Below are 24067 nucleotides of genomic sequence, written 5' to 3'. Positions count from 1 at the left end.
TGATGTGCGGTTGCTGCTTCTAATGGTTGTCGGGCGTAAATCCTAGTCTTCTATGAGTTCATACTCGCTCAGTAAATCGTCCAGATCATCTAATGACAGCTTGTCATAGCCGTAATCGGAAGAGGTTTTTTCTGTCTCGTCTTTGTTGACACAGTGCAAGATGATCTTCGTCAGGCTGTTGATATAGGTCTCATTCAGATGCTGGATGGTAGAGATACTGTACTCTAGTTCATTGAACGTGGTGTTGATCACCAATTCACCGTTCGTGATGACACCGTTTATTTCGATAGAATTGGTTCTGACGATGTTGCCGCCGATGCTTTCGCCTGTGGAGAAGCGGGAGGCAGAGAATCCGCCGCGTTGTACATCCTGATCCATTTCGCCCAGATAGTTGAAAAGGATGGGTGCTGACTCTTCGTTCAACAGGTCTGCATCCTGCGCGATATATTTTAAGGCACCGTATCCGAAGCCTTTATTCGGCACTTTTCTCAGCAGGTCTTTGATGACTTTGATTGTGGTGGAAAGCTCAGTGCTGTCCCCTGCTTCAAGCAACACCGGGTAGATCGTGGTGAACCAGCCGACGGTTCGATTGATGTCCACGCCTTCTAACACATCTTCACGGCCATGTCCTTCCATATTGACCTTGAGACGCTTCTCGCCGGTGATTTCGCGGGCGGCGACGAACAGGGCTGCCAACAAAATATCGTTGATCTCGGTGTTATAGGCTCGGTTGGTTTCTCTCAACAATTGGGACGTCGCTTCTTTGCTCAGTGCGATGGTAAGCGAGCTGCTCTGTCCATAGATATCCGGCTGGCATTCCTTCTGCTTCGGAATAAAGTCGACTTTAGCCTGGGCGACTTCTGTCCAGTACGCTTTATCCTTGGCTAGTGCTCGGCTTGTTGCATATTCCTTGAGCTCAGACGCAAATCGTTGGTAGGAATCTGTCTTGAAGCCGAGATCCAGCTTTTCGCCCCGTACGGACTGTTCGTACAGCGTCTCGATATCCTCCAGCAAAATACGCCACGATACGCCGTCTACGACGAGGTGATGAATCGCAATCAGCAGGTGATCTCCGTCGTCTGCCTTGAACATGCCGAGGTTTACCAGCTTGCCCTCTTGAATCGAGCTTTGTTGTTGGATCTGGGTAGCCAGCTCACGGACGCGTACCTCTTGGTTGTCCAGCTCGCGTACGTCGTAGATGGACAGCTGGAAGAATTGGTCACCATAGCCTCTGTTGATTTGCTTGATTGGACCGTCTGTTTCTTCATAGATCATCCGCAGGACATCATGGTGCTCGGTCAGCTTGGTGAATACGTTCTCGATGTGTTTCTCATCAAAGCCCTGTGGTCTGTATAGCATGAACGCCTGGTTATAATGGTTGCGCTCTTCTTGGTTCTGCGCGAAAAACCACTGTTGGATCGGGGTTAACTCGACGGTACCTTCGATCATTCCAGTTGTGTCTTGTTGTCTGTGGTCTTGCTTCACGTATTTGGAGAGATCCTTGATTTTGGGATTGGCGAACAAATCCTTAACCTCTAGCTTCAGGCCGATTTTTGCCAGTCGGGACATGATTTGGAGCGCCTTGATAGAGTCACCGCCGGAGACGAAGAAGTGATGGTTGATCCCGATGTCAGCTACACCGATCACATCGCGCCACACCTCAACCAGCTTTTCCTCCACATCATTTCTCGGTGCTTCATATGAGGTACCGGTGCTCACGCTGCGGTCAGGCTCTGGCAGTGCCTTGCGATCCACTTTATCGTTCGGGGTGAGCGGCCAGCGTTCCAGCTGTACGACATAGGCTGGGATCATGTAATCAGGAAGCTCACTCTCCAGCCATTCGCGCACATCTGCCGCTGTCCACTCTTTTTCCGAGATGATGTAGGCGCACAGATAGTTGTTGTTGTCCTTATCTTCTCTGGCGATCACGATCGCTTCTTGGATGGTCGGTGCTTTGAGCAGTTGTGTCTCGATCTCACCCAGTTCGATCCGATAGCCGCGGATTTTTACCTGATGGTCAATCCTTCCGAGGAACTCCAGATTTCCATCTGGGAGCCATCTTGCCAAGTCACCGGTGCGGTACATTCTTTTGCCTGGTGCAAACGGATCAGCCACGAACCGCTCAGCCGTCAAGTCCGGTCTGTTATGGTAGCCGCGGGCAAGGCCGTCACCAGCGATATACAGTTCCCCGATGACTCCGACAGGGCACAGAGCGTTACTTGCGTTCAAGATATAGACCTTGTAATTGGAGATCGGCTTACCGATTGGGATATTCGCATATTGCTTGTCGATGACAAAATGGGTGGACCAGATCGTCGCTTCGGTCGGGCCATAGGCATTGATGATCGGGTAGCGGGTATCTGTCGTCAGATTGAGCTTTTCTCCGCCCGCTTCAAGTAGGCGAAGCGAATGGTTGGTCAGCCCGACGAATTGCTCGGCTACTTTACTAGGCAGCGTCGCAACAGTAATCCCGTTCGTTTCCATGTACTCATTCAACCGGTGCAGGTCGAGACGCAGATCGGTTGGCACGATGTGTAGGGTTGCACCTGTCATCAAGGTTGGGAAGATTTCAGCAAGAGAGACGTCGAACGAAATTTTTAAATAGTTCGTAACGCGGTCGCTTGCTGTAATCTCATGGGACTCGATGTACCAATAACAGAAATTGACGAAGGTCGCATGCTCCACTAACACGCCTTTTGGTAAGCCGGTTGAGCCTGATGTATAGATCACGTACGCCAGATCATTCATCTGACGGTTCGTTTGTTCGAGATTGGCTGTGTCCTGCTTGACGATCATCTCATCGGTGATGGTGACCCGGACGAGCTCAGGCCGGTCTGAGAGATTCACTTTGTCAAGCAGATGATCCTGAGTGATCAAAAGCTTCGTTCCGCTGTCTTGGAGCATGTAGCGGATCCGGTCTTCTGGATACTCGGTGTCGAGCGGCAGATAAGCTGCACCAGACTTCAAAATACCCATGATACCGACGATCATCTCAAGTGAGCGATCCACCATCAAGCCGACGATGGTCTCCCGCTCTACCCCTTGCTCCAACAAATAACGGGCCACTTGATTGGCTCGATCATTGAGCTCCCGATACGTCAGCTGCTTGCCCTCAAATACAACAGCCACATGGTCAGGCGTGCGGGCCGCCTGCTCCTCAAACACCTGCCAGATGGTCTTGTCTTTCGCGTAATCGGTCTTGGTGTCGTTGAAGGTATACAGGAGCAGATCTCTTTCTTCTGCGGTGACGATGTTGATTTCACCCAGCTTCATATCTGGTTGACGGACGACTTCCTGTAGGATCATGACGAAGTGGTTCGCCAGGCGCTCCATCGTTGCTTTTTTAAATAATTTGGTGACGTATCCTACGTGCAGTTCCAGATGGTCGGCATACTCGACAGCGGTCAGGCTCAGATCGAACTTGGCAATCGGGTATTCGAATGGATACGGGGCAAAATCTAATCCTTTTGCATCGAATTCAAGACCGTTTGCGCTTTGCACGGTGAACATGGTATCGAACAGCACATTGCGGCTGAGATCACGTTGCAGGTTGAGCTTCTCAACGATGGCGTCAAACGGATACTCCTGGTTTTCGTAGCCTTGTAAGGTGCTTTCCTTGACCTCTTGCAGATACTGGGCAAAGGTCATGTCCTGTTTGGGATAGTTTCTCAGGGCGAGCGTATTGACGAACATCCCGATCATATTCTGCATATCTTCGTGCGGTCTGCCCGCTACAGGTGAGCCGACGATGATGTCTTCCTGACCGGTATACTTAGCCAGCAGCGCCGTATATCCAGCCAATAGCAGCATGTACATGGTGACTCCGTTTTCTTGGGCAAGCAGCTGAAGCTGTTTGGTCAGCTCATGGTCAATGCCGACATGAATCCGGTCACCTTCGAAGCTTTGGAGAGGCGGTCTGGCGTAATCAAGCGGCATCTGCAGAACCGGTAGCTCGTCCCCAAGCACGTTGAGCCAGTATTGCTCCTTCTTCTGCATCCCGCCTTGGTTGTCCATCTCTTTTTGCCATTCGGAGTAGTCTTTATATTGCAGAGCTAATGGTGCAAGCTCGCGCCCTGCGTACAGTTCGCTTATTTCTCTCGTCAAAATGTCTGTCGATACACCGTCAGAGATGATATGGTGCATGTCGAGCAGCATGACATACTCGTTTTCATCGATTGTCAGCAAGGACGCCCGCAGCAGTGGTGCTTGTTCCAGATCAAACGGCTGGATAAATTCGTCGATGCGCTGCGCCAGCTCTTCCTCTTTGGCAACACCTGTTACGAGTGTAAAGGAGACCTCTTTTTCGATCTTTTGCACAGGCTCCCCATCCACCATGACAAAAGAGGTGCGCAGGGCCTCATGCCTGTGAATCACTTGTTCAAACGCACGTTGAAGCTCTGACAGTTGCAGGTCGCCCGATATTTTGACCGCGAACGGCATATTGTACGTGATACCGTTATTTTCAAATTGATTTAAAATGTACAGTCGTTTTTGCGCGGCAGACAGTGGGTAATATTCCTTCTCTTCGGCTTTCGTGATGCGGAGATAGGTGCTTTTCTCCTGCTCTTGGATGTACGCTGCCAACTGTCTGATCGTGGACTGGCTGAAGATCTGCTTGAGCGGCACTTCGACTTGGAATTCTTTGTGGATGGCAGATGCGAGTGCGAAGGCCTTCAAGGACTGGCCGCCCCATTCAAAGAAGTTATGGTCAATCCCGATCTGATCGATCCCCAGAATGTGTTGCCAGATGGACGCAAGCTTTTGCTCGACTTCATTGCGGGGTGCGACGTATGCCGTGCTGGTCATGGCCGTGAAATCCGGCTCAGGTAATGCCTTCCAATCTGCCTTACCATTGATCGTGCGTGGGATTTGCTCAAGCGCAACGAAGAAGGACGGAACCATGTAATCGGGGAGGGCGTCTGCGGCAAAGGCTCTTACTTCCTCGATAACCGTTGTCTCTTCTGAAGCGGAAGCGTTCAGCGTGATGTAGGCGCAGAGGTACTTGTTGCCATCCGCATCGTCTTTGGCGGTGACTACCGCATCCTTCACCATTGCGTGGTTGATCAGGTGACGCTCAATCTCCTCTGGCTCGATCCGGTATCCTCGGATTTTGACTTGGTTGTCGATACGGCCCAGGAACTCGATGTTGCCATCAGGCAGCCATCTCGCCATGTCTCCGGTACGGTAGAGGCGCTCACCCGGTAAAAATGGATGTGGGACGAATTTCTCCTCGGTCTGTTCTGGATTGTTGAGATATCCCTTGGCTAAGCCTGCACCGCTGATACATAATTCGCCGGGGATGCCGATCGGCAATACTTGCAGGTCTGTATCCAGCACATAGACTTGATAGTTTGCGAGCGGTTGACCGATTGGGATAGTTTTTCTGTCGCGGTCTGTTGGGCTGATTTTATAGTAGGTCGCACATACGGTCGCTTCTGTTGGCCCGTAGGAGTTATAGACAGTAGCTGTTTCTACCATGTTTTTGATGTATTCATATTTGAGGACGTCCCCGCCGCTGATGAACTTCATATTGGAACGAAGCTTCAGATGTTCGTTTTTATCGATCTCATTGAGCAGCAGTGGCGAGCAGCTGACGACGGTGATCTGATGGGTGTCGATCTGTTGAACGAGTTGATCGATGGTGACATCGCCCAGTTTTTGACTCACTACCAATCGGCCGGAACAGGCTAAGATCGGATACACTTCTTCGGTAAAAGCATCGAAAGAGAAGGAAACAACTTGCAGTACCGCATCGTCTTCCTGCAGCGGAACCTGCTTGAGGAAGGCATGGACATAGTTGACCACGTTCTGATGAGTGGTCAAGACACCCTTGGGCTTGCCGGTAGAACCAGATGTATAGATGACATAAGCCAGATCGGTCGGTTCGTTGACAGGCTCTGGATTGGTATGATCCAAGCTGCTCCATGCTACGCCTTCGTAGGTGATGTGTGGGAACGAACTGATTTTGGCCTGCAAATGCTCCTGCACGAGTGTGATGCCCGCTCCGCTGTCGGAGAGCATATACGCGATCCGGTCATCTGGCAGCTCAGGATTAATCGGCAAATAAGCACCGCCGGATTTGAGAACACCGATGATCCCGATCATCATCTCAAGAGAACGCTCGGCCATGATGCCGACCAGCGTATTCGGCTTGACGCCTTTTTGTCTGAGCAGTCTCGCCAATTGATTGGACTTCTCGTTGAGCTCCCGGTAGGTCACCTGTTGCTCCCCGAATACGACTGCAATATGATCAGGAGTCATCTCCACCCGTTGTTCGATCAGCTGAACGAGCGTCAACTCTGTTGGATATTCCAACTTGGTATCGTTGAATTGATCGATGATCGTCTGTACGTCTGCATCAGAGATCATTTTGATTTGGCCTAATGCACAATCAGGACGATCAGCTACGTCTTCGAGAATCTGCACAAAATGGCCGGTGAGGCGCTCCATCGTTTCTTTTGCAAACAGCTTCGTGGCGTATTGCAGATCAAGCTTGATCTGATCACCACAGTCCACAGCAGTCAGGCTCAGATCAAATTTGGCGATCTGAAAATCGATGTGGTACGGCTCTGCCTGTATGCCGCTCCACCCGAACTCATATTCATCCTGATTCTGCAGGTCAAACATCGTGTCAAAAAGCGCATGTCTGCTCATGTCTTTTTTGACATCGAGCTTCTCGACCAGCTCATCGAACTGATAATCTTGATTTTCGTACGCTTGCAGGGTGCTGGCTTTGACTGCTTGCAAAAAGTCAGTAAACGTTAGATCCGATTTAGGGTAATTGCGTAATGCCAGTGTATTGGCAAAAATACCGATTACCTGCTTGAGATCATCGTGCGACCGTCCTGCAATCGGGGAGCCGACGATTACATCTTCCTGCCCCGTGTATCTGGTAAGCAGCGTGTTGTATGCAGCCAAAAGCAGCATGTACATGGTGGCACCGTTTTGCTGGGCCAGACGCTTCAGCTTCTTCGTCAGCTCTGGACCCACGCCAAACTCAATCCGGTCGCCTTCATAGCTCTGTACAGGCGGTCTGGCAAAATCGAGCGGCATCGTAAGCACTGGCAATTCACCGCTAAGCGTCTGCAGCCAGTACTCCTCTTGCTTCTTCATCTTCTCCTGCAGTGACGATTCTCTTTGCCATTCCGAGTAATCTTTATATTGAACGGCGACAGGCGCCAATTCTTTTCCTTCACATAAGGCGGCTACTTCTTTCATCAGGACAGCCATGGAGACCCCGTCTGAGATGATATGATGCATATCCAGCATCATGATGTGCTCGCCTTCTTTTACCTTGAGGATTTCTACCCGCAGTAGAGGGGCTTGTCCCATGTCAAAAGGTCTGATGAATCGATGGATCTTGTCGGTAATGCTTTCTTCGCCTAATTCGTTATAGGGAATGGAAATGGTAAGGTCCGTATGTATCTGTTGGACAGGTTCTCCGTCCAGAGTGACAAAGGAGGTACGCAATCCTTCATGTCTTTGAATGATTTGGTTAAACGCTTGTTCAAAACGGTCGAGTTGAAAATCACCGATTAGCTTCATGATGAGCGGGACATTGTATGTGATCCCTTGATCGTCCAATTGGTTGAGGATCAGCATCCGCTTCTGTGCCCGGGACAGTGCGTAGCAACCATTCGCAGACGTCTTCGCTTTTGGAATGGCATCTTTAGGCGCCAGTTGTTCCGAGGTGAGGAAGTGGATAATCTCTTCCTTATATAATTTGATTTGCTCCATGATTTCAGGGCTGATCAGCTCGCGCGGACCGATGATTTTTAATTTTCCCTGATCGTGAAATAAGGTGATAGATTGCTTTTTTAAATCTTGAATGAGGCCCGCAATATTCATATGAAGTGGTCACTCCCCTTTTGATGTACCCCACGTAACAAAAATAGAGCCCCTCGGAATTGCTGCACAATCAGCCTCCGTCATCTGCGTATGGGAAGGCGATTGTGCAGTTTTTCCAAATGCACCGGACAGGGCCGGTGTTGTCGATCCGAGAGACGGGAGCTAGATTTCCAGCTCCACGTAATCATCTGTGCTGCTTGGCTCGGTGGATTCCGCGCCTAGAATGATCGCAGCCAGCTGTTTGATCGTTGGATGTTCAAAGAAGCTCCGAATGCTGATGTCGCTTTGGAATTTTTTATTGATCGCGTGAACCGCATGCATCACTTTGAGTGAATTGCCGCCCAGTTCAAAGAAATGGCTGGTCGTACCGATTCGCTCAACGCCGAGGACCTCCGCCCAGATGGACACGAGCTGTTCTTCTACGAAGTTGGTCGGCGCCTCATAGGCAGCTTGGGTGATGATGCTTGTATCAGGTTCTGGCAGTGCCTTGCGATCCACTTTGCCGTTAGGCGTGAGCGGCAGTTGATCCAGCTTGACGAAATAGGCTGGAATCATGTACTCAGGCAGACTTTCCCCTAAGAAGCTACGCAGCTCTTCTACGTGCAATTCTCTTGCAGCTGTGATGTAGGCGCAGAGGTAGTCGTTGTAATCCTGATCTTTTCTCGCCATCACGAAGGCTTCTTGGATATCTGTATGCTTCAACAGGGAGCTCTCAATCTCACCCAGCTCAATACGGAAGCCGCGCAGCTTCACCTGATGGTCGATCCGCTCCAAGAATTCGATAGTGCCGTCCGACAGCCATCTGACCAAGTCTCCGGTACGGTACATCCGCTCCCCTGCGGCAAACGGATGCGGCACGAACTTCTCTGCGGTCAGCTGCGGATTGTTCAGATAGCCGCTGCTCAGACCATCGCCAGCGATGCAAAGCTCACCTGGCACACCGATTGGGACGAGACGGTTATGCTGATCCACCACATAGGCTGTTGTATTGGCTAATGGTGCACCAATCGGAATCGTCACGGCATCGTCCTTGATGTCATTGATCGGATAGTAGGTGGCGTACACTGTGCTTTCGGTTGGGCCATACACATGGAGCATCTTGTCGGGTCCCATGTAATCCAGCGCTTTTTTCGCATGGGCCACGGAGACACGCTCGCCGCCGAACAGGATTTTGCGGATGCCGGACAAGCACTCGAGCTCTCTGTCCACCAGTACATTGAACAGTGCTGTGGTAATGAACATCACGGTGACATGCTGGGTACGGATTAGCTTCGCCAGCTTGCTGATATCGAGTACGGTTTCTTTATCCATCAGCACCAGTCTCGCGCCGTTCAGCAACGCACCGAAGATATCAAAGACAGACCCGTCAAATGCGTAGTTGGAAAGCTGGATCACGTGATCATGCTCATCAAGCGTGATATAGTTCGTGTTTTTCACGACCCGGATGGCATTGGTATGGGAAATCACGACGCCCTTCGGTGTACCCGTAGAGCCAGATGTGTAGATGATATAGGCGGTATCCCCGGCACTGTTTACAGGTGTCAGATTCTCTGTGGAATAGCTGTCTGCGCTACGGCCATCCTCTGCATCCAGCAGAATCGTCTCCACGTCCATCTGGATCGCATCGGTGAAGGTGCGCTGGGTCACGAACAGGTTGACTTGACAATCCGTAAGCATATGCGTGATGCGTTCTTGCGGCCATTCAGGGTCAATCGGCAGGTAAGCCGCCCCGGATTTGAGGATACCCATGAGGCCAATCATCATGTGGAGCGATCTCTCTGCCATGATGGCGACAACGGTATTCGCTTGGACTCCCTTGTCACGCAGATACCTTGCCAGCTGGTTGGAGCGTTCATTGAGCTGTCTGTACGTCAGCACTTGATCATCCATCACGACAGCTGCATGGTCTGGGGTGCGCTCGACCTGCTCCTCGAAGAGCTGGGCGATCGTCTTGTCTTTTGGATAGTCGGTCTTGGTGTCATTGAATGTGTGGAGCAGCAGATTGCGTTCTGCCGCTGACACGACCTCAATGTCCTGCACCAGCACGTTCTCATTGGTGACCACTTGCTCGGTTACGGTGATCAGGTGGCCCTCCAGTCGATCGATAAAGGACGGATCAAACACGCTTTCGTTATACGTCACTTTGAGCGTCAGACAATCCTGTAAGGACGCTACGATACTGAAGTCATAATTCGTCCGTTCATTCCCTTTAATCCCTGTAAGTGTAAAACCAGTTATATTACCTTCATTCATAATATTAACTTCATCAATAGCATAATTCTGGAAGACAAGGACATGATCAAGCAGCTCCCGCTTCAAGACGCTGAGATCCTGCACCTCTGACAGATTCAGATAGGTGTACGCATTGCTTTGCAGCGCGTCATTCTGTACGTTTTGTAAAACGTCTCGGAAACGCTCGCCGCTTTGCACTCGGACTCTCGTCGGGATGGTGTTGATGAACAATCCGACCATATTTTCAATGCCGTCCACATCTGCTTCCCGGCCAGAGACAACGGTACCGAATACGACATCGTCAGCCTGGTTGTATCGACCCAACACAACACCCCAAATGCTTTGGAATACGGTGTTAAAGGTGACACGGTTGCTGTTGGCCAGCTGCGTCATACGCTCGGTCAGTTCTTTGGAGAAGTGGATGACTTTCTCCTTGCTGTCCGCTCCGTTGATACTCGCATTGCTTCCGGTCTTCGGTAAGGAAGCCTGTTTTTCATAGCCAGCGAGATAGTCTGTCCAATAGCGCTGTGCTTCTGCTTTATTCTGCTGTTCCAGCCAACGGATATAATCACTGAATGGACGTGGGTCCTCCAATTGATATGGCTTCCCTTGGATGATGCTGGTATAGATGGCAAACATCTCGTTCAAGATGATCCCCAGGCACCAGCCGTCCAGCAAGATATGATGGTGACTCCACACCAATGTGTAGGACTGCTCCTGCGTCTTGATCAGACCGACTCTCATCAGCGTGTCAGCACTCAAGTCAAATCCTTTTTCCTGATCTTCCGTGAGATAGGCCGCTGTGAATTGTGCCTGTTGGTCAGTCGATTTCCCTGTCCAATCCAGATAAGTGAAGCCAGCTTGTCTGCCTTCGATAATCAGTTGTCTCGGCTCCGCGACAATCTCATATTCAAAAGCGGCTCGTAATCCTTCGTGACGCTTCATGATTTCATTGAAGCTTTGCTCTAACACCGCTGCATCTACGAAACCGTGCAGATCCATAACAACCTGTTGGAAATAGGCACTCGAATCCTTGCGCTCCAGCGAGTGGAACAGCATGCCCTTCTGCATGTTGGCCAGTGGAACGATTTTTTCGATGGTCAGAGTTGCGTACTTCTTCTGGATGGCATCCAGCTGTTCGAGCGTAATGTCAGTATCCCCGTAGTCAGAAGGCGTGCGCTCTGTCATAGGTTGTTGGATACAATGCTCGATGATCTGCTCCAGACTTTGCACGTAATGTCGGTTCAGCTCATGGATGGTCTGTTCATCATACTCCGACTCGTTATAAGTGGTATGAATCACTAGCTCGCCGTCTAGGACGATCGAGTTCATCTCGATCGAATGGCTCCGCGCGATCTTGCCTCCGACGGTTTGGCCGGTTGGAAGCTTGGATTCCACGAAAAGTCCGCGGTTGACGTCTTGATCCATCTCGCCTAGGTAGTTAAACGAAATCGGTGCTTTTTCTTCCTGAGAGAGACCGCTGTCAGCTGCCATGTACTTCAGGACGCCATAGCCGATGCCCTTATTTGGTGTTTTTCTGAGAATCTCTTTGACCGTCTTGATGTTCGTGGCAAGCTCTGTTTCATGAGCCAAGTCGATCCATACCGGATATACCGATGTGAACCAGCCGATGGTTCTGCTCAGATCAAGGCCAGCCCCGATCTCCTCGCGTCCATGGCCTTCCATCATGATTTTCAGACGATCCTCACCCGTCTGTGCTCTGACACTGACCATGAGAGCTGTCAGCAAAATGTCGTTGATTTCGGTGTTGTAGGCTCGGTTGGTCTGTCTCAACAGGCGGTTCGTGCTTTCTTTGCCCAGCTTGATGGTAATGGTTCGGCTGTCTTCAAACAGGTTGCGTGTGCCCTCTTGCTTTTTCGGGATAAAGCTTGTTTGGGCTTGGGCGACAGATTGCCAGAACGCTTTCTCTCTCTGGAGGAGATGATGGTCGGCATACCCTTGCAATCCTTTAGCAAAATGCTGGAAGGAGTCGGTCTTATAGCCGATGTCCAGCTTCTCACCCTTGGCGGCCTGTGTATACAGATTCTCGAAGTCTTCCAAGAGGATTCGCCAAGACACACCGTCAATCACAAGGTGATGTACTACGATGAGCAGATGATCGCCCTCGTCTGTTTGGAAGAGACCCAGCTTCACAAGCTTACCCTGCTTAATGGAAATGTCTTTTTGCAGTGTGGTAGCCAGCTCATTCACAGTTGGTTCGATGTGCTCTACGCCTCTGAGATCGTGAATACTCAAATCGAACATATGTTCCTGTTGGTCTCGGTTGGTCTGTACGATGACCCCGTCTTTCTCTTCATAGATCATCCGCAACGCATCATGGTGTTCGAACAGCTTGTCAAACGCCTGCTGGATAACCTGTTCATCAAAACCGCCCTCTCGGTACAGCATGATCGAATGGTTAAAATGATTCAGTTCTTCTTGATTACGCTCGAAATATCTCTGTTGAATCGGAGTTAAAAGAACCTCGCCAGTCACCTGTTCATTGGCTGTGCGATCTTTCTTTTCTTCTTTTACATATTTGCTGAGAGTACGGATGGTTGGATTGGCGAACAAATCTCTCATTTGCAGCTTGAGCCCTGCTTTTGCAAGTCGGGAAATGATCTGGAGCGCCTTGATCGAGTCTCCACCGATGGCAAAGAAGTTATGGTTGATGCTGACCTGCTGCACCCCGAGAATCTCCTGCCAAATCTGTGCCAGCTTGGTTTCTTGCTCATTGCGCGGAGCTTCGTATTCGACTCCGTCCAGCATGCTTCCATCCGGTTCAGGCAGCAGCTTTCTGTCGACCTTCCCGCTGGTTGTCCGAGGCAGTCGATCCAGCTTCACAAAATGGGCTGGAATCATATAATCAGGAATCTGGCTCGCCAAGAACTCACGGATGTCCATGATCGTCAATGTCTGATCTGATCCATCCAGCGCGATATAGGCGCAGAGGTAATCATTGTTTTCGTTGTCTTTTTTCGCGATGACGACTGCTTCTGCGATCTGTTCATGCTTCACCAGCTGATGCTCGATTTCGCCCAGCTCAATGCGGTACCCACGGATTTTTACCTGATGGTCCACACGTCCGATGAACTCGACCTGTCCGTCTGGAAGCCATCTCGCCAAGTCGCCTGTGCGATACATCTTCTGTCCCGGTTCAAATGGGTTGTCCACGAACTTCTCAGCGGTCAGCTCAGGCTTGCACAGATACCCTCTGGCGACACCCTCACCGCCGATGCACATCTCCCCTGCCACGCCCAATGGCTGCAGGTGATTGGCTTTGTCCACGATATAGATGTTGGTATTCATCAGTGGTTTACCGATCGGGATGGCCCCCGGCTGTTTCGGCTCGCCGTATACGACACGATGGCTGGTAGCGTCAACCGTGCATTCTGTCGGTCCGTAGACATTGGTCACGTTGGCTGTGAGATTCGGCACTTTGTGGCGTACTTCCTCGATCAAGTCATGTGTCAGCACATCGCCACCGATGACGAATTCCTTCACGGCCAGCTCTTGCTTGATCTCATTGCTGAGGTAGGTCAGCATCTTGAAGTGAGCAGGTGTACCGTCAGAGACGTGGATGCAGTGCTTCGCGTAGTATTCGATCAGTTGGTTGGCATCCCAGCTGGTTGCCTTAGGCACAATATGCAAGGCATGGCCCAACAACACCGCGGCAAAAATCTGCTTCACCGATGCGTCAAAAATATATGGCGCGATCAAGGCAACGTTGAGCGGAGTCGTATAGTGTCTGTAAATGACCGCATGAAGCCCATTCACCAGATTGTGCACACTATATTGGTTGATCATGACCCCTTTTGGCTGGCCTGTAGAACCAGATGTGTAGATGACATAGGCCAGATCACTGGATCGGCTGACTCTCTCCACGTTCGCTGGGTGTTGTGTGTGATCGATCTGATCCAAGCGGACGATCTCTCCGTCAAAAGCAATACCTGCGGTCGCCACATCACTTGCCACACATAATACCTTGGCTTGGCTGTCGCTTAGCATGTACTGCTTGCGATCCTCTGGGAACTCTGGGTCGATCGGCAGATAAGCGCCGCCTGCTTTGAGAATCCCCATGACCCCGACAATCATCTCAAGGGAACGTTCTACCATGATGCCTGTGACCACATCTGGTCCGACTCCTTTTTGACGGAGCACATAGGCGATGTTGTTGGCCCGCTCATTCAGTTCCCGATAGGTCAGGCTTGTATCTTCAAAGACAAGCGCGATCTGATCCGGTGTTTTTTCTACCTGTTCTTCAAACAGCTCGGTCAGCGTCTTCTCTTTGGCATATGGTGCTTGGGTATTGTTAAAGTCAAAGAGCATAGTGTTTCTCTCTGCCTCTGTCAGCATATCGATGTCACACAGGCGCAGGGACGGCTGCTGTGCCGCTTTTTGCAGCAGCTGGATGAAGTGCTCGGAGAATCGTTGCATTCGTTCCTTCGTAAACAGGGCTGTGCAATATTCGACTTCCAGCTTCCAGCCATCTTGTGTCTCATCTGCTCGTACTGTGAGATCGAACTTGGACAACTGGCGTCTGTCTTCCAGCAAAGTGAACTCTAAGCCGTCGATGTCGAGTCGCATCGTATCCGTGTTGTTGAGCACCAGCATCGTATCGAACAACGGGTTACGGGAGAGATCTCTTCTGATATTCAATTTCTCTACCAGCTGTTCAAACGGATAATCTTGATTCTCGTAGGCTTTGAGTGTATGTTCTTTGACTTCGTTCAAGTATTGGCTGAAGGTTTTGTGACCCGCAGGCTTGTTCTTGATCGCCAGTGTGTTGACGAACATCCCGAGCACCTGATTCAGATCAGCATGCTTGCGGCCTGCAATCGGCGTACCGACAACGATATCCTCTTGCCCGGTGTACTTGGAGAGCAACGCGGTGTAGGCGGCCAACAGAACCATGTACATCGTGACACCGTGTTCTTTTGCCAGCAGATCGAGCTGATTAGCCGTTTTGGCGTCCAATTGGAAGTGGATGATATCGCCTTGATAGCTTCTCTTTTGCGGTCTGGCATAATCCGTTGGGAGATCAAGAGCCGGAATCTCCTCGTTGAACACATCCAGCCAGTATTGTTCCTGCTGTTTGAGCTCCTCTTGCTTGCTCCGTTCCGCCTGCCATTCGGAGTAGTCTTTATATTGAATGTGGAGTGGCGCAAGTGTGTTGCCTTTATACAGTTCAGCCAATTCTCCCATGATGATGCCCATGGAAACCCCGTCTGAAATGATATGATGCATGTCGGCGAGCAGGATATGCTCTTGGTCAGCCACTTTTACGATTTCCGCCCGCAGAAGTGGTGCTTGGGTCAAGTCGAATGGCTGGATCCAGCCTGCCTGCTTCTCATCGAGGTCAGCTTCGCCCAGCTCACTGTATGCAAGCTTGAAGTCTGCCACCTGATGAATCTTTTGAACAGGCTCACCGTCTACCATCTCAAAAGAAGTACGCAGGGCCTCATGTCTCTCTACCAATGCCTGGAAAGCACGCTCCAGCTGAGCCACGTCCAGACCACCTTGGATGCGCATGGCAAAAGGCATATTGTAAGAGGTTCCGTTCCCTTCGATCTCGCTTAAGATGTAGACTCTTCGTTGCGCGGAGGACAGCTCGTAGTACGCTTTTTGCTCCGCTGGCTTGATCGATGCATAAGCGCTTTGCTGGGTAGTACCGATGAAAGCAGCAAGCCCGCGGATCGTAGGCGTTTTGAAAATTTGACTTAACGGCACTTCGACCTTGAGTTCCTTGTGCATCTTGGAGATCAGTGTGGTCGCTTTCAGTGAATGGCCGCCAACCTCGAAGAAGTTGTGAGTCACACCGATATTGGCCGCACCCAGTGTCTCCTGCCAGATCAATACCAGCTTCTCTTCTAACTCGTTGCTTGGCGCTTCATACGCTGTACCGGTATTGACGCCCACTTCTGGTGCTGGTAATGCCTTTCTGTCCACTTTGCCGTTGGCGGTCAGCGGCAGTTGATCCATCATGACAAAATAAGCAGGGATCATGTACTCAGGCAGCTCATTGGACAGGGCTTGTCTGATCGCGGCGATCGTCGAATCCGTCTCGGTTGTCTCTAGCGTGATATAGGCGCAGAGGTAATGGTTCTGATCTTGATCCTCTCTTGCCACCACGACAGCTTCCTTCACTGATGCAAGCTGCAGCAGTTGATTCTCGATTTCGCCCAATTCGATTCGATAGCCACGGATTTTTACCTGATAGTCAATCCGTCCCAGATACTCGATCGTACCATCCGACAGCCTTCTGGCGAGGTCACCCGAACGGTACATTTTTGTGCCTGGAACAAATGGATTTGGCACGAATTTTTCTGCTGTCAGCTCTGGTCTGTGTAAATACCCGCGGGCCAAGCCGACACCACTGATGCACAGTTCTCCAGCCACCCCGATCGGACAAAGCGCCCCATGTTCATTCAGGATATAAACACTTGTATTATGCAGTGGTGTCCCGATTGGAATGTTCACATAAGCCTGATCAATGACGAAGTGGGTCGCTACGACTGTATTTTCGGTTGGGCCGTAGTTGTTGACGATCTGATAATTTTTGGTCTCAAAATAATTGAGCTTGTCACCGCCAGTCAACAAGGTGCGTAAAGATTGGTTATCCAGCTTCATGAATTGTTCGCACACTTGTGTAGGCAGGAACGTAATCGTGATCTGATGCTCATGGAAATATTGATTTAGTTTCTCTACATCTAGACGGAGCTCTTCCGTTAACACATGGACAGCGGAGCCAGACAGAAGATAAGGGAATACCTCCCAGCCGAATGCGTCAAAGCTCATGCTCGCATAGCTCGCGCTTCGATCCTCCGATGTAACCTGATAGGTAGAGATATGCCAGCTGCACAGATTCACCAAGGAACGGTGTTCTACCATGACACCCTTTGGTTTTCCGGTAGAACCAGACGTATAGATGACATAGGCTAAATCATTTGGTCTATTCTCATGAACGAGATTTTCTTTATTTTTTGAAGAAATATGGTTACAATCAATATTAATGATATTAACGCTGTTATTTTCCAATAATCCAGCTTGTTTGGCTAACCGCTCACGTGTCACCAGAAGTCTCGTCTGACTGTCTTGCAGCATGTACTCGATCCGCTCTGCTGGATACGCCGGATCAATCGGCAGATACGCTCCGCCTGATTTGATAATCGCGAGAATCCCGACAATCATCTCAACGGAACGGTCCATCATGATCCCGACGATTGTGTCTGGCTTGACGCCGTTTTCTTGCAGTACTCGCGCAAGCTGATTGGATCTCTCCTGCAGCTCACGGTAGGTCAATTGGTGGTTACCTGCCACTACAGCTACATGGTCAGGCGTGCGCTCTACCTGCTCTTCAAACAGCTGATGCACAGTCTTATCTTGCGGGAAATCTGCCAGCGTATCGTTGAAGTCTACCAGCAGATGTGTTTTTTCTTCCTCCGAAATCATCTCGATTGCATGTAAATTAAGATGAAGATTTCGTGAAATCTCCTTTAAAATATGGAGGTAGCTGTCCGCCATTCGATTCATCGTGTTTGGATGGAATAATTCGGTGGAATATTCAATATTGAGGACAATCTCGTCTTCCATGTCCAGCACGGTATACGTAATGTCGAATTTGGCATTATCCAGATCGAAGATCACCGGAGACATCTGGAGTTCGCCCTTTTGCTTGCTGAACAGAGCACCATCCTCCAAGACAAACATCGTATCAAACAATGGATTCCGGTTGGCCACCCGTTCAAAATCGAGCTTGCGGATCAATTCATCAAACTGATACTCCGAGTTCTCAAAGCCCGCAATCGTATTTCGCTTCACCTGCTCCAACAATTGGGCGAAGCTGTTCGCTCCGTCGATTTCGTTCCGCAGTGCAATCGTGTTGACGAATACGCCGAAGACATCCTGCAAATCCTGATGCAATCTTCCTGATGCGGCTGTACCAACCACGATATCTGTCTGATTGGTATATTTGTGAAGTAATACATAATAAGCGCTGAGCATCGTCATATACAGGGTGGAGCCTGTTTCCTTCGATACTCTGCGGATCTGCTCAGAAAGCTCCTGTCCCAGATGTACATATACATTGCTGCCTTCATAGCTGCCTGTACCGCGACGGCTGTAATCGTAAGGCAACTGCAGTTTAGCCGGCTCGGTGCGGAATACATCCAGCCAATACGCTTCCTGTTTTTGGATCGCCTCTGATTGGTTGTAGCTCTGGTTCCAGCTCACATAATCTTTGTATTGGATTGGCACCTCAGGCAACATGCAATCGCTGTACAGCTCCAGCAATTCATTCATCAAGATCCCTTGGGATACCCCGTCTGCGATGATGTGGTGGAAGTTAATGACCAAGAGATGTTTTGCAGACTCCAGCTTGAAGACTTTTGCTCTCATAAGAGGCGGCTCGGTCAAATCAAACGGTTGGGTCAATGCTTTACATGCTTCACCGGTTAGTTTCTTCAGGGAGTCAGCATCTGTCACAGATACACCCAGATCCTCATAACCCAAGTGGAACTCCACGTCATCGTAAACCTTTTGCATCAGCTCATCCTGAATCCGTTCAAACCCTGTCCGCAGAATCTCATGTCGTTGAATAAAGGTGTGAAGTGCCTGTTCAAGCTGATCGACATCTAGGTTGCCTTCAACCAGCAGGGCCATCGGAATATGATAAGCGCCTCTGTCGTTTTCCAGCTTAGACAGCAGGTACATCCGGTTTTGGGCTGGAGAGGTCGGATAGTAGTCCTGTTTCGCGATGCGTTTGATTTTATTTTCTTGATAGGCATCCGATCTGTTTTTCAAATAATGATCCAACGCCAAAATGGTGTCGTTTTTGAAAATTTCGCCGATCGGAATCTCGATATTCATTTTCTTATTCACTTCAGCAACGATCCGGATCGCTTTCAGTGAATCTCCGCCGATTTCGTAATAGCTGACATCTGTGCCGATGTGCTCTAATTGGAACACTTCTTTCCAGATGTTCAACAGCATCGTCTGCATCTCATCTGTCGGTTCCTCATAGGTGGTTGCCGCCACTTCATCGAGCGGTTGTACCTTCGCGAATTCCACCAGCATACTCTTATTCACTTTTCCATTGACGGTAAGCGGAATCTCATCGATCTGGAAGAATCGCGCCGGAATCATGTATGGTGGCAGTGTTTGTTGCAGGTACTGTTTTAAATCCCGTGGATCGGTCTCTTCGGCTGATACGACAAAAGCAAGCAAGTTTTTGATGCCCTTATCATCTGTATAATCGATCACGGCCGCTTTTTTGACATCCTCATGCTGTAAGAGCGAGTTCTCGATCTCCCCCAGCTCTACGCGGTATCCTCTGATCTTCACCTGGCTGTCTTTTCTTCCTAGGAACTCGACATATCCCTCTGCCCGTAACAGCCCGTGGTCACCTGTTTTGTAGATATAGCCTAATTGCGGATGCATGATAAAGGCGGCATTCGTTTTTTCCTCATCATTAATATATCCGCTCGCTACCCCGACACCACCGATGTAGAGCTCCCCTTCTACGCCTACCGGACAGAATTGTTGATTCTGGTTGAGCACATAAATCTTCTGGTTTCCAAGCGGCATGCCGTATGGGATACTCTTCCAATCTTTCGATACTTCGTTGATCGGGTAATAGATTGACCAGATGGAAGCCTCGGTTGCACCGCCCAGACTGATCACATCTGCCGTTCTGAATGCTCTGTTGATTTTTTCAGGAAGCTTCAGGGAGATCCAGTCACCACTGAGCAGCACAACTCGCAGATCATCATTGTGTTCTGTCTCCGTATACAGATCGACGGTCAGCTCCATGATCGCCGGAACAGAATTCCAGATCGTAATCCGCTCATTCTCCACAAGCTGTTTGAGCTGGAATACATCACGCTGGTCATCCACGATAACCATGACCGCTCCGCTGAGTGCTGCCCCGAATACATCATAGACGGACAAGTCAAAGCACATGGAAGAGATGCCCATGAAGCGGTCTTTTTCGGTGACAGCGAATTTTTCATTCATGTCGAAGATCGTATTCGCAGCAGCGCCATGCTTGATTTGCACACCTTTTGGCTTACCCGTACTGCCGGATGTGAAAATGACGTAGGCCATGTCATCCGTGGTCACGCCAGTATCAACGGCATCTGTGGAATACGTATGCAGCTTCTCTTTTTCATAAAGATCAGGGGCAACGAAAAACTTGCAATTGGCCTTCTCTTTGATGTATTCCTTACGCTCTTCCGGATATTCAGGGTCAAGCGGGATGTAGGCCGCACCGGATTTTAACACACCATACAAGTTCACAATCGTATCGATGCACCGTTTTGCGATTACGCCGATATAATCCCCTTTGCATACGCCTTGCTCGATCAGATATCGGGCGATTTGATTCGATCTCTCATCCAATTCGCGGTAGGTAATCGTCTGCTCATGATGCTTGACCGCCATATGATCAGGCAGACGCTTCGCAGTGTCGACTAGCATCTGGTGCAGCGGGCAGACTGGAATCGGCATATCTGTATCATTATATTTCTCGATGACCTGCAGGCTGCCGGCACCAAGCTCCAGATCGGCAATCTGCTCCGCACTGATCACCTGATTCAGGATATCCATATATTGGGTGAACATCGATTGGATGACTTCATCCTCAAACAGCTGGTCTACGAAGTCCCATGTGATATAGAGACCGCCATTGATTTCATAGACTTGGTTATCGATATACACCTGTGATGTTCTAGTGCTCAAGAATGAGATTTTATTGAAATCTACCAGCTGGTCAAAGGAATCCTCCGGGTTGTCGTTCAACACACTAGTGAATACGATTGGCATTGCTGCATTTTTATTCATGCCCTGTTTTCTGCTGTAATGCCTGATGAAATCCACACCATCATAGTGTCTGTGTTCAAGCGCTTCGAGGAGCGAATCCTGAACCTTCTCAGCAAAGTCCCAGAAGGAGCTGAGGCTGTTCTTCGCATCGATATCCAATACCATCAGTGTCGTGAAGTCCCCGACCAGCTTTTTCACATCTTCATGGAACGGAATGCGGTTAAATACGGTCAGGTTCACACCAAAATGATCTTGATTGCTCCAGTACGCCAAGACATACGCATAAGCCGCACAAAGAACAGAGGTTGGAGTGACATTGCGTTTTCTTGCTTTTTGCTTCAGTTGGTTCCAGTTGTCACCGTCCATAAACTGCGAAAGCTTACCGAATTGCGGGATCTCCACATCTGCCGGGTCACACTTGAGCGGCAATGCAGGTGCGCCTGGAAACTTCTCCAATTTGTCCATCCAATACTTCTCGTCTTTTTTATAACGGTTGGATTGTCTGAATTCAGCGGATGCCTGCACATAATCTCTGAAGTTGAACTGCAAGTCCGGCAATTGGAGGTCGATGTTCTCATAAAAGCTTTGGAACTCTTTGATCAGGATTTTCAAGCTGCTGTCGTCGCAAATCAACGCGTCCATATTCAAGAAGAAATACTTGTTGCCGTTCGGTAACTGTAACGTTTTGATTTCAAACAATGGCCACTGGCTTGGATCGATGACCTTGGTTAACAGCCGTTCCCGCTGTTGCAGAATGCATGCTTCGATTTCAACTTGGCTCCAGTTGGTTACATCTGTTGTGTCTATGGTATAAACTGGCAGCTCTTCAAGGATTTGCTGTGTACCATTTTCAAAAACAATGGTGCGCAGGATCGGATGTCTGTCAATCAGCTTTTGGAACGCTCTGTTAAACCGTTCCAGATCCATGTCGATCTCAAACTCAACTGTCAGACTGGTCGATACGCCACCGATTTCAAAGCTAGGATCACGGCCGACTAAATAGGCCAGCTGGATTCCGGTTAACGGGAAAGGTTCGTGTATCTTTTCCAGATCGGTTGTGTAAGCAAATGGCTTGTCTTGCAGGCCCTCTTCTGTATGGGCCTCTATGTAGGCGCTTAATCCTTTGATCGTGGATAAGCGGAATAGCTGCTTTAATGGGATATGCTCGCCTAAGCGCTCGTTCATTTTGGCGATGAGCTCGATGGCATTGAGGGAATGTCCGCCTAGCATGGAAAAGTGGTCGTTGATCCCCACTTTTTTGACATGCAGCACCTCTTGCCAGATCTCTGCCAGTTTCTGTTCTGTTTCATTACGCGGTGCCTCATACTCCGCTCCGGTATGGATGCTTCCATCTGGTTCGGGCAATGCTTTTTTGTCTACTTTGCCATTGGCTGTCAGCGGCAGTTGATCCAATGTAACAAAATAGGACGGGATCATATAATCTGGAAGCTCAGTGGACAAAAATTGTCTGATGTCTGGCAAAACAGAATCATCCTGAGGATGGCTGAACGTGAGATAAGCGCAGATGTAGTCGTTTTCCTCACTGTCTTTTCTCGCTGTTACGACAGCATCTTTGACAACCGGATGCTTGAGCAATTGGTTTTCGATCTCACCAAGCTCGATGCGGAAGCCGCGTACTTTGACCTGGTCGTCCATGCGTCCGAGATATTCGATGTTGCCGTCGGGAAGCCATCTCGCCAAGTCGCCTGTCTTGTACATCTTCTCGCCCGGTACGAACGGATTATCGATGAACTTTTCGGCGGTCAAGTCAGGTCGGTTGAGATAGCCGCGTGCAAGACCATCCCCGGCGATACAGAGTTCCCCTGCTGTGCCGATTGGCTGCAATTGATTCTCGGCGTCGACGATATAGATTTGGGTATTGGAGACAGGTTCACCGATTGGCAGGACGCCGTCGGTGCGCTCCCGACCAATCCATGTGGTCGCCAAGATCGAAGATTCGGTCGGACCGTAAGCGTTAACATAAGTCACACGGTCTTTCCATGTCTCCACAATCTTCTGGTTGGTGGCAGAGCCGCCAGTCACGAGGACCCGCATCGATGTCAAGTGGTTGATATCCAGATTGACGACATAGGCAGGCGGCAACAGGCTGGCCGTAATCTTATTCTTTTGCATAAACGTGCCGAAAGCCACAGGGTCGTGGATGGTATCTTGCGTCGGCAGGTACAAGGTTGCACCAGACAGCAAGCATCCCATCATCTCCCACACCGATGCATCAAAGGAGAAGCTGGCAAACTGAACAAAGCGGTCCTGTTCACCAAAGGAAAACTGATTTTGAAGATAAGTGTGAAGCGATACAATTCCATGATGCTCAAGCATTACGCCTTTTGGCTTGCCGGTCGTACCAGATGTATAGATCACGTATGCCAAATGATGAGGATCTGCTACGTGCTCCAGATTCGAACCGTCTTCCTGATAGAACGTCTGGTCATCGAGAATAATCTGTGTGCCTGTATAGGTGGCACGATTCTGCAAATGTTTCTGCACCAGCAGAACCGGGGCTCCTGAATCCTCCAGCATGTAGCGGATCCGCTCTTCTGGATAGTTCGGATCAATCGGCACATACGCTCCGCCTGCTTTTAAAACCGCAAAAATACCAACAATCATCTCGGGTGAGCGTTCGCTCATAATCCCGACCAACTGATCTGGGCCTACACCCTGTTCACGCAGCGTACGGGCCAACTGATTGGCACGCTTATTCAGTTCAAGGTAGGTCAGCTCCTGATTTTCAAACACAACTGCCACATGGCCAGGCGTCTTCTCTGCCTGCTCTTCAAACCGCTGGTGGATCGTTTTGTCTTTTGGATAGTCGGCCTTCGTGTCGTTAAAACGATGCAGGATGATATCCACCTCCTTTTTGGTAACGGTTTGAGTTACCTCAATGGTATCCTCTTTCATTGTGTCAGGGTGTTTAATCGACATTCATTATCCATCCTTTTTACAGTGAATAAGTAATCGTGTTGCACTCCATTGCAGACCAAATCAAATTCCGGCAATATTCTTGCCGGTTAAATGGTCAATGAAACTATGATCATAAATATATGGTTATAAGGATTCTTTTTACATAATAACACAATAATTGACATGATATATAATTTTCTTCATAACAAGTATGCTTTTTTACATTTACTTAATATTTATTATTTTTGGT

Annotated in this window: 2 protein-coding genes; both read right to left on the bottom strand. The window is 49.6% G+C overall.

All coding sequences use genetic code 11. The features are described from left to right. Positions 1–42 precede the first annotated feature (42 nt). Complete coding sequence (locus FGI41_RS00350) at positions 43–7848, bottom strand: non-ribosomal peptide synthetase (protein WP_139487923.1); 7806 nt, start codon at positions 7846–7848, stop codon at positions 43–45. A gap of 162 nt (positions 7849–8010) precedes the next feature. Then, on the bottom strand, positions 8011–23838 hold the full coding sequence (locus FGI41_RS00345; RefSeq protein WP_139487922.1) for a non-ribosomal peptide synthase/polyketide synthase: 15828 nt from the start codon (positions 23836–23838) through the stop codon (positions 8011–8013). Positions 23839–24067 lie beyond the last annotated feature (229 nt).

It is taken from the genome of Brevibacillus dissolubilis (genome assembly GCF_006170445.1).
GTDB classification, from domain to species: domain Bacteria; phylum Bacillota; class Bacilli; order Brevibacillales; family Brevibacillaceae; genus Brevibacillus_B; species Brevibacillus_B dissolubilis.
Note: the sequence above shows the minus strand (reverse complement) of the source record. Positions and strands in the feature narration are given on the sequence as shown.

Coding starts and splice junctions, on each gene's coding strand:
- FGI41_RS00350 (WP_139487923.1), bottom strand. CDS start 7,848: ATGAATATTGCGGGCCTCATTCAAGATTTAAAAAAGCAATCTATCACC.
- FGI41_RS00345 (WP_139487922.1), bottom strand. CDS start 23,838: ATGTCGATTAAACACCCTGACACAATGAAAGAGGATACCATTGAGGTA.